This window comes from Thermomicrobiales bacterium (assembly GCA_023954495.1).
In the GTDB taxonomy this organism is placed as follows: domain Bacteria; phylum Chloroflexota; class Chloroflexia; order Thermomicrobiales; family CFX8; genus JAMLIA01.
In genome coordinates this window covers 1-9,749 of the sequence record JAMLIA010000106.1, presented here as the reverse complement: position 1 = coordinate 9,749, position 9,749 = coordinate 1, and the positions used below count along the sequence as shown (strand labels likewise).

Below are 9,749 nucleotides of genomic sequence, written 5' to 3'. Positions count from 1 at the left end.
CGATCTCCGAGGAGTGGAGCGACACGACTCCTGATGGCCGCAAGGTCGTGATGCAGATGTTCGAGTTCGCCCGCTTCGAGTGGTGGCCGGATCGGATCGGTACCGACGAGGAGATCACTCGTGGCCTGCTGACGGTCGAGCTGATGCACGATCTCGGCTGGGTCGAGTAAGAGCAATCACCAGCTCAGCAAACAGAAAGCGGCAGGCTCAACGCCTGCCGCTTTTCGGTGTCTACAGCCTGTCATCATTCGCGGGTACCTTTTCTGCGAAAGTGGATTCACAATGTCGTAAGGAGTTGTTGGTGCGACTGCTACACTAGCAGCGTGTTCCACCCCTTCGCGACGTACATGTATACGACTGGAAAGCTGGCATCACCGATGCACTGGCAGCGAAGCCCCTACGACTTGTACCGCCATTCGCGGTTGCGCGAACGAGCAGGTGAACCGTTTACACCGAATATCCCGTCGATCGTTTCCGAGAAACCAGCGCTCACCGGTGCTGCACTGGCTACGCTCGGTGTCTTCGGCACCTGGCTCATTGTTTCGCAGATGGCAACCTGGCCAAATTGGACACTCTTCCCGAGCATGATGCTGGCGATGCTGTCGCTACTGGCGATGATGCTGGGATTCGTGCTGCTGACGATCCGCTGGCTGGAGCCGGTCATCTCGCGCATGGATCTGAACTGGGACGCAGACCCGGTCGGGTCATTGGGGCTGCCGCCGACACTGCAGAGTAAGCTGGAGTCGCTGGGATTCTGGTCTGCTGATGATGTCTGTCGGGCCGTCGAGCGCGGCAAGTTCCCGTGGCTGAGCCTTGAGCTCAGCGAACGGCGGGTCATCGAGAGCGCCGTGGCCTTTCACTCGGCGAAAGCCGCCGAAGCAGCAACGTCAGATTCAGGCCGTCGTTCCCGAGCAAGCCGTACCTAGGAGCTGGAGGTCGGCACATGGGCGGCAGAACGTCGCTACACGTTGTCTCTGAGAGATCGCAAACCCATAGATGAGACGCCTCATACTGATCATCATCGTTATCGCAGCAGTGATTGCGCTGTCCAGACTCGTTGACTTTTCGACGTTCTGGTCGGCGATTCGAGGCGTGCCGACAGGGACGCTCGTTGCAGTGATCGCGCTGATGACGGTATCGGCGATCGTCAAGGCCATTCGCTGGGCGTACTACCTGCGGGCGGCGAAGCTCAACATTTCGTGGAAAGACGGCATGACGAGCTATCTGGCCGGCATGTCGGCCGGCGCACTCCCCGGAGGCTCGTGGCTACCTGCCCGGCTCGCGCAGGAGCACGGCAACATATACATGCGTGAGGCGGCGTCGGGCCTGTTCGTCGGCTTCGTCGCCGATACGCTCGGCATTTCGCTGGTTGCCTACTCAGCGATGCTGTTGGTGCATCAGCCAGGCGAGCGGTTCATTCTCCCGATCTCCGGTCTGGTGATTGCCACGACGCTGATTACGATGGGGCGCTCTCAACGTGTCTGGGCGGCGATCGCCAAACTGCTCGGGCGCACGCGGCTGACTCGCAGATGGGTGCCGAAAGAGGCCGATATCCAGCATCGCGTTTCGGCACTCATGCGCGCGCCAGTCATTTCACGCGGTGTCGCGTTCAGCGTGACGACGACAACGCTCGCCGCGGCGATGTTCTTCGCGCTGGCGAATGCGCTGACCTTCTCCGGCGTAACACCGCGAGAAGCGCTGTTCGTGCATTCGGTGTCGGAATCTGCCGCGCTGGTGTTGCCGATCCCCGGCGGCTACGGTGTCAGCGATTCGTCGATGGCCGGACTGATGGGATCGCTCGGCATCGGCTGGGTGCGGGCGACGTTCGTAATTCTGGCCATCCGCTCGTTCGACCTGCTGTTCAAGTCCATCGTTGGTTTCATCATGCTTCTGCTGTTCTACCACCGGATGCTGGCGCGCATTCTGAGAGTGCGAGAGCGAGCGAGTGTCGCCTGGAGCTTCGGCATGCGGGTGACGTGGCAGGGGCTACGGGTGACCGGCATCGCCGCGATGCTGCGGATCACTGATCGGGAGCGTGCGCTCTCGCATCCCGCACCGGAAGCATCGAAAATACATCTGCCGCCCCGACACATACCGCCGGCCTCAATCGACGTCATGAACGACGTTTCCGCCCATCACGACGATTGAGGCGCCGGTGATCGCCTGTTATTTGGCGGAACTGATAGTGCGCAGGCGCATCGGTGCTGCCGGAGCACAGCACGCCAGAAGATCCGATAGCTGGATCGAGCCCAGGACGCTGCCCGAGATCTCACGATCTGAATGGACGACATACTGGTTGTTACGCCCAACGCGGCGACGGCTGATGTAGCCGGCCTCATCGAGATCACGGATCAGGCGCTGTGTTGCACGCTCGGTAATTCCGACCGCCTCAGCGATACGTCGAGCGGTGCTCGTTGGGTACTGCGAGATATACATCAACACGCGCGCATGGTTCGTCAGGAACAACCATTCGCTCATAAGCCCTCTCATTCGCTATGTGTCCTCCGTCCTCACCTGCCACTGACCGTGAGATCAGGACAGGTGGGACGCGATATGCAAGTGCCGTTCCATCGTGTTTGGGGACATCTAGGCAAATGACAAAACTGTCCGTACTATTCGCGGCATGAGCATTGTGGCCGTTGGGCTCGTCCTGCTTTCCGCTGTCTTCCATGCAACGTGGAATACCCTGACCAAACGAAGCGCCGATGCGCTGTCGTTTATGTTCGTTTTTGGATGGATCAGTCTCGCGGTCTACGCGCTACCGACCGGCTATCTGCTCCTGCATGAAGGTCTCGCGCGGGAGGCAGTGCCGTTTGTCGTGGTCAGTGGCTGCGTCCATATCGCCTACGCCTGCTCGCTTGCTGCAGCCTATAGCAACGGCGCGCTGTCGCTGACCTATCCGGTCGCACGCGGCACCGGCGTGCTGCTCGTCCCGCTCTTCGCGATGCCGATCCTGGGAGAAAGGCTGACGCTACCGGCCGGACTGGGTATTGTCGCGATCCTGCTCGGCATCGTGAGCATGAACCTCATCGCCAATCGGCGCGGCGCGGCGCGCGAGGCACGCGAGAATCGCCGTGGGCTGATGTTCGCGTTGCTAACGGGCCTGATCATCACGACCTACTCGATCATCGATAAGGCGGGTGTGGCGCACACCAACCCGCTGATCTACGTCTACATCGAGATCGGCATTCTAACGATCGGTATCACGCCATACGTGCTGATGGCTCGACGACAGACCGCCGGGCTGGTCTGGCGGACAGCAAAGCGCGACGCGACGATTGCCGGGGTGCTGAACATGGGCACCTATCTGATCGTGCTGGCGGCGATGAAGGTCGCGGGAAGCAGCGTGTCGTATATCGTGCCGCTACGCGAGACGAGCATCGTGTTCGCGACGATCATGGGGGTTGTCGTGCTGAAGGAGCGCCTGACGCCGCCGCGCATAGTCGGCGCGGGGTTGATTGCGCTTGGCGTGCTGGCGATCGCGCTAGGGAGCTGACGTGCGTCGGGCGGCTGCCAGCGTCGCGGCAAGGATGACGGCGGCGTCCGCCATCGTGAGGTAGCCGCGCTCGTCGGCGACGGGATCGATCACGTCGACACCCCAGGACCGCAGCGCTGCGATCGACTCGGCGGTGCGCGGATGCGCCCAGAGTGGATTGTTAACCGACACGGCCACGACGACCGGCGTGCCGCGACCGATCGCCTCGGCAGCGACGGAGAGCGCCAACGTGTCCGCGATGCCACCGGCCAGCTTGTTGAGCGAGTTGAACGAGCAGGGTGCGATCAGCACCACGCCCTCCGGCGGGCGCGGCAAGATCGCTTCATCGAAGTAACTATCGACGATGCGATGTCCCGCGACGAGGGCGAGCTCACGCGGACTGACAACCCGAGTGGCATTGGGCGTCAGGATCGTGACGGTGCTTGCGAACGCCGAGGTCAGGGACGCGAGTAGTTCCGGAATGCGGCGCGCTGTACCGGCACCGCTCACAAGAAGATAGAGCTTGTCGTAGGGCATGCCGTGCTCCGGGATGAGAAGCGCGGCCCGCCCGAAGAGGGACGGACCGCGCGAAAAGCTGGCGGATCAGGCCTGCTGTGGCGGGAAGCGTCCGCTGCGCTCAGAGCGCGCCAGCAGGTTGTTGCGCTCCAGGAGCGCCCGCGTCTCATCCTCGCTCATGCGTTCGACCGGCCAATCCTCGGCGTTGGCAACGGCCAGTGCGACGCGCGCTACCAGCGCCGCCGACATCTGCAGACCGCGGAGGTGGATCTTGTCGAACGTGTCGGCCTCGGTGTGGCCCCAGCCACGCCCGATCATGCCTGCGGTGGAGTCCCGCGAGTTGAGCGTGCCGTTCGGGATACCACGCAGCGCGAACGGGAAATGGTCGGAATGTGAGTTCAGCTGATCCTGGATGGTGAACGGGTAGGCACTGTCTTTTGAGAACTTCTCGAACCAGGTGCCCAGTGCCGGCCAACCGGAGAGCGTGATCTGCTCCTGCCCGCCCTGGCCACGGCCAGCACCATCGAGGTTCAGCGCGAAGCGGTAGCTGTCAGGATCGGTGACCTTGGCGTGGTGCGCAGCACCGAGCAGGCCGACTTCTTCGGATCCGAAGCAGATGACCCGGATGGTGCGCTTGATCTTGCCGGCGTGGGCAGCCAGAGCCCGGCCCGCCTCAAGGCCAGTCACCGTTCCGGCACCGTCATCGCCTGCGCCCTGCGAGATGTCGTGGCCGTCGTAGTGGCCGCCGATGAGAACGACCTCGTCGGGGAACTCGCTGCCGACGATCTCGCCGATGACGTTCTGGCTGGTGCTCTCGAAGGTGCGGTTTTCCAGCTTGAGATGCACCTTGCCCTTGCCGTCGCTGCGCTCGATCAGGCGCAGGATCATCGAGCCGGCCTCCAGGGAGACGCCGACTGCCGGGATCGGGGCTTCGCGATCAGCAGCGGAGTCACCGCCCGGATTGCGTCCGGTAATCGAGCCGGTGATGCGGAGCATGCCCGGATTCTGGTTGACGTAAATATAACCAGCCGCGCCGCGCTCGACTGCCCAGCCGTACTTGTCGGTACGGTGGCTGCCGCGTTCGCCCGGCCTGTTCGTCTCGGCAGCGGAGATGACGATCTTGCCGCTCACCTGATCAGCCAGCCGCTCAAAATCAGCTAGCTCACCGTCACCGACGTCGAGCAGCTCAGCGGTCAGGTCGGCGGCCGGGCAGTACGGCAGTGACACGCAGGAGAACGAACGCTCGACCGGCTCGATCAGCGTGAGCTCGGCTGAGCCACGATCCCACCCGGCCATGCTGAACTCTTCGAGCCGAACGTTTTGCAGCCCGTACTCTTCCATCTTCTTCTTGAGGAATTCAGCGCCTTGCTTCTCCGACTCCGAGCCACCATAGCGGTGCCCGATGTCGTCGCACAATTCGCGCAATACCTGATACGGCTCGTCGGTCGTCCAGATGTCGCCAAGAATCGCGCGCTCGATGGCGCGGCGGTCGTCGTCTACCATGCGTCCTCCTCCGACTCGTACCTGACGGCCCTGCCGGTCGCAGTCGAACGCTGGCCGGCGGGCGCATCATAGCACCGCCGCTCGAGATGACCAGACTGTCAGCCGGGATTCCTCGGCGGATGAGTGGTGGCAGGTTAGCCGGCACCGTGGATGTCGTCGGTCGCGCGCTGGATGATTGCGAGGACGATGTCGGGCGACGGCGGCTCGGGCGCAGTGACGACAACGGCGTTCATGATCGCGCCGATTTGCGTCACCGAAATCGCGCCAAAACGCACCTCGCCGTCGCGGTCGGCCTGGAAACGCACGATGACGCCATCGGCTGCTCCCAGCGCTGGCTGCGGTTGTTCCAGCGTGTAGATCACGCCGTCTGCGTCGGTCCACTCGCCGCAGGTCAGCGCCTGGGCTGCGCCGTCCATCGCCGATTGCACCTCGTTGGATGGCAGGGCGACCAACCGCTGACGCACCATCCAGCCGGTATCGGCCTGCTCAAAGACAGCGAACGAATCACCCAACGGCTCGCCGGCCTCGCCGAACAGCGGGATGCCGCAGAAAGCCGCAAACGCGGGATCGGGGTTCGGGCCTGACGCGCGCTTGAGCCAGCCAGGGCCAATGTCATCGGCGTGCAGCATCATGCCGACGAGCGAGGACTGGACGGCAGGGTCGATCGTCGCAGCGGCCAGTCGCTGGGGATCCAGCAGCTCGACAGCCATACCAACGACATCGGGTGATTCGTCGATCGCCGCCTTAACGTCGCTGACGGTCGCCACCTGGGCGATGATGCCGCCGCGACGAATCAGGTACCAACGGCCATGCAGACGCCCGCTGGCATCAACGACGACCGTGAAATCGGCGACGAGCGCTTCGTCGCCAATGTCGGCTTCCTCGAACGGCGATAGCTCAATGCGCGAGCCGTCGCTATCGGTCCAGTTGCTGCACGTCAGCGACTCCCGCGCCCAGTCCATCGCGGCGACGGCGTCAGGGTCGCGATAGGCAGTCAGCTCCTGAATGACGGACAGCGACGGCGCGTCGACACGCTGATACTCCGACTCGACCGCGCCGAGCTTTTTCGCTGCACCCGGAAACGGATCGATGCCGCAGAGCAGCGATCCGGTTGGGCGTCCGCGGAGCGTGTTGGCAGAGATCAGTTCCCAGCCTGTCGGCAGGGTATTGTCGCTTGGAAGCATCGCCAGCAAGGCGCTCTCGATCGCGCTGGGCGGAACCTCCGGTGTTGGCGTTGGCGTTGCTCTTGGGGTGGGTGTTGACATCGGGATCTGCGTCGGGATGACGGTGGCGGTTGGCTCGACGGTCGCGACCGTCGGCATCACTGGCGTTTCGACGATTCGGGGCGCGGTCGGCACGATCGGCGCAGGCGACTCGACGACGACGGGTGTGGCATCGCGACGACTCGGACCCGAGCAGGCAACGATCACTCCGAGGAAGATCAACGCTATCGAGAGACGAATCGCCGTCCTATACACCTGCCGCTCCCGCTAGGGGTGAATCGATACAGTGATGGTAGCAGGATCGCTAGGAGAGAAACGCGGCGCAAACCTCGTTCGCAACGAGAACACCACGCGGAGTGAGGCGCAAGCGCTGCGCTTGCCACTCAACGAGGCCAATGTCGACGAGCCGCGCGACGTCATTCGCGTAGCGCCCTCGTATATCGACGCCGTGGCGTGCCATAACGTCCGCGTCGGACACGCCATCGCGCAGCAGGCGCATGCCGAGCATCATCGTCTCACTCAGTGCGGTGGCGTCGTCGATCGTTTCGCGCGTCGCAATCGGCAGCTGTCCGTCGTTGAGCGCAGCGATGTAGCGCTCGGGCAGCAGGTGGTTGCTGAGGCGCTCGCCGCCAAACGTGCCGAAGGCACCAGCACCGATCCCCAAATACGGCCCGTTCTGCCAGTACAACTGATTGTGTTGCGAACGGTACTCTGGTTCGCGCGCCCAGTTCGAGATCTCGTAGTGCTCCCAGCCCGCGTTGGCCAGAACCTCGCTGGCGCGATCGTAGCGGTCGGCAACGACATCGTCGTCCAGCGGACGCAGGATGCCGCGCTTCACAGCCATCTGCATCGGCGTGCCCGGCTCGACGATGAGCGCGTAGAGCGAGACGTGCTCCGGCGACCAGTCGAGGATGGTCTGCAGATCGTGCTCCCAGTCTTCAGACGTCTGCCCCGGCCAGCCGTAGATGAAGTCGAGGCTAACGTTCGCGAACCCCGCCTCACGAGCGAGCGAGAGCGCGGTGGTAGCCCTGGTGGCGGTGTGCCCACGACCAAGCACGCGAAGTCCGGCCCGCTGCTGCGACTGGATGCCGATCGAGATGCGGTTCACACCGGCAGCTCGATAGCCAGACAGGGTTTCCAGATCGAGCGTCTCCGGGTTGGCTTCCATCGATACCTCGGCATTGGCACGAAGCCCGAACGCGCTTCGCGATGCTGCGACGATCCGCGCGATCTGCGCGGGTGCGAGCAGCGAAGGGGTGCCGCCCCCGAAATAGAGCGTCGGCGCGCCAGCAGTTTCACCCGCACGCAGGCTGATCTCGCGCACGACGGCATCGACGTAAGCCGGAATGCGGTCTTCCTGACCGGCGTAGGTGTTGAAGTCGCAATACGGGCAGATATGGCGGCAGAACGGCACATGCACATAGATTCCGGCCGGCGCATCGGGCGGCAGCGGAACAGGAAGTGTCGAGGTGAACAGGTCAGGCATCGGGAGTGTTGCTCTTCTCAGCAGCTCAGCCTGACGATCGACCGGCGTTGTTGCGGTCGATCTCCTGCCAGGCGCGGGCCGCATCTTCGGCATCGGCGGCAGTCGCCGGCTCGCCACTGTAGCGCGCGTCGCGATAGCGGTCGGTAATCGCGCGCACGGCGGAATCGCCATTCGGCGCGGACAGTGTGCCGGTCACACCGGGTCGATACTCGTCCGCCGTCTCGGCGACCCGACGCCGGCGACCGAGATCCGCGCCCCGGCGTTGCAAACGCTGATACGTCTCGCGGATCGCAATCGTGTATTGCCAGCGCGGATCGCCCCGCAAGTCCGCCAGCGGGTCGACAACGACGGGCTGCTCGCGCTGGAACAACGACCGGAAGCGATTGGCCAGCGAACCGAGCATATCGTCCCAGTCGAGGATCGACTCGCGCTCTTCGTCGGTCGGTTCGCGCTCGCGACGGCGGCGGCGGAACACGAACTTGGTCAGGACGGCGAATATGGCCAGCAGGATCAGTGCAGCTACAAGGTAGCGAATCGCGTCTGGCACATCGACGGCACGCTGGGTGAACTGGTCGAGCTGCCCGTTGTTCTCCATCGGTGCCGGTGTTGAGACGGTGCGGGAAATCGGTTCGCGGGTGCCAATCAGCCAGACGAGCGGCGTCAGGATGATGTAGGCCAGCACGGCCATGATCAGGATGACCGCCTCGAAGATGAAATTCAGCAGGAACAGCAGCGGCGACAGCATCCAGAGGACGGTGTCGAGGAACTGCCGCGAGAAGATGCCGGCACCGATGATCGCCAGTGCGAGCACGGTCAGGATCGGCGCAGCAAACGTCGCCAGCCAGCGCGGACCAAGTGGCGAGCTGGTGCGGAAGCCTTCGAGCTTGAGGCGGGCAAAGCCGATCGCGCCCAATGCGCAGACATAGAACGCGATGGTCGCGACGCTGAGCCGCTGATGCACCTGATCGGTCGGGCTGGTCGCGGCCAGCACGATGACGATGAGCACGGCGAGGACCGCGCTACCGGCTCGCAGCATCATGTAGGCGCTATCGACCGCCGGAAGCTCACGCGTCCGACCACGCCACCAGGCATAGGCGACGAGCGCGACCATGCCCCAGACCGGCCGGGCGGAATCGGTGCCCAGCAGCGCAAAGGCGCGCACCGTCTGGCGAAGCCAGCTGAGATCCCAGACTGCAATGTGGGGGAACGAGCCCGCCTTGATCGCGACCAGCAGGGTCACGACGATGCCGACCCCCATGATCGCCTCGTACTGCGCGCCCCAGACGCGCCACTCATCGAGCAGGCGCGGGATGATGTGCGCGGTGAGCATGACAAAGCCGACGATCCAGGCCGAGAGCACGCGTGACTCGGGGGAGCTGTCGCTCAACAGGACGCCGGTGACAAGGTAGAGCAGCGCCGTCTCGGCCAGCACCAGCGCAATGCCGATCAGCTCCAGCCGCCAGTCGAGCGAGCGGAGCATCTCCATCAGGCTGGTTGGGGTCACGCGCTCGGCGTCGTGGGCCTCGCTCATCACATGTCTCGCTGT

9 protein-coding genes are annotated in these 9,749 nt (G+C 63.8%); 3 read left to right on the top strand and 6 right to left on the bottom strand.

The features are described 5' to 3' along the window. Positions 1-377 precede the first annotated feature (377 nt). On the top strand, positions 378-926 hold the full coding sequence (locus M9890_14550) for a hypothetical protein (GenBank protein ID MCO5178172.1): 549 nt from the start codon (positions 378-380) through the stop codon (positions 924-926). 70 nt (positions 927-996) lie between these two features. Continuing rightward, a complete protein-coding gene (locus M9890_14545; protein ID MCO5178171.1) occupies positions 997-2,148 on the top strand; it encodes a flippase-like domain-containing protein in 1,152 nt (383 codons plus the stop codon). A gap of 18 nt (positions 2,149-2,166) precedes the next feature. Here M9890_14545 and M9890_14540 read toward each other — a convergent pair whose 3' ends face one another. Beyond that, positions 2,167-2,478 (bottom strand): MarR family transcriptional regulator, encoded by a 312-nt coding sequence (locus M9890_14540; GenBank protein MCO5178170.1) that lies wholly within the window; start codon positions 2,476-2,478, stop codon positions 2,167-2,169. Positions 2,479-2,632: 154 nt separating this feature from the next. On the opposite strand from M9890_14540, the gene M9890_14535 reads away from it, so the two are divergent. Then, positions 2,633-3,496 carry a DMT family transporter gene (locus tag M9890_14535; GenBank protein MCO5178169.1) on the top strand — a complete coding sequence of 288 codons (864 nt, stop codon included), beginning with the start codon at positions 2,633-2,635 and terminating at the stop codon, positions 3,494-3,496. Here the strand turns inward: M9890_14535 and M9890_14530 are convergent. The 5 genes from M9890_14530 to M9890_14510 all read right to left on the bottom strand — a co-directional run. Further along, positions 3,485-4,012: a hypothetical protein gene (locus tag M9890_14530; protein MCO5178168.1), complete on the bottom strand. Its 528-nt coding sequence runs from the start codon at positions 4,010-4,012 to the stop codon at positions 3,485-3,487. The genes M9890_14535 and M9890_14530 overlap by 12 nt on opposite strands. A gap of 66 nt (positions 4,013-4,078) precedes the next feature. After that, positions 4,079-5,494: a M20/M25/M40 family metallo-hydrolase gene (locus M9890_14525; GenBank protein ID MCO5178167.1), complete on the bottom strand. Its 1,416-nt coding sequence runs from the start codon at positions 5,492-5,494 to the stop codon at positions 4,079-4,081. Between the two features lie 134 nt (positions 5,495-5,628). Next, the gene (locus M9890_14520) at positions 5,629-6,972 is read right to left on the bottom strand and encodes a hypothetical protein (GenBank protein MCO5178166.1); all 1,344 of its coding nucleotides are present in this window, start codon (positions 6,970-6,972) and stop codon (positions 5,629-5,631) included. 49 nt (positions 6,973-7,021) lie between these two features. Beyond that, positions 7,022-8,203 carry a radical SAM family heme chaperone HemW gene (gene hemW / locus M9890_14515; GenBank protein ID MCO5178165.1) on the bottom strand — a complete coding sequence of 394 codons (1,182 nt, stop codon included), beginning with the start codon at positions 8,201-8,203 and terminating at the stop codon, positions 7,022-7,024. A 25-nt stretch (positions 8,204-8,228) separates the two neighbouring features. Next, a partial coding sequence (locus tag M9890_14510; protein ID MCO5178164.1) for a DUF4129 domain-containing protein occupies positions 8,229-9,749 on the bottom strand: 1,521 nt, incomplete at its 5' end.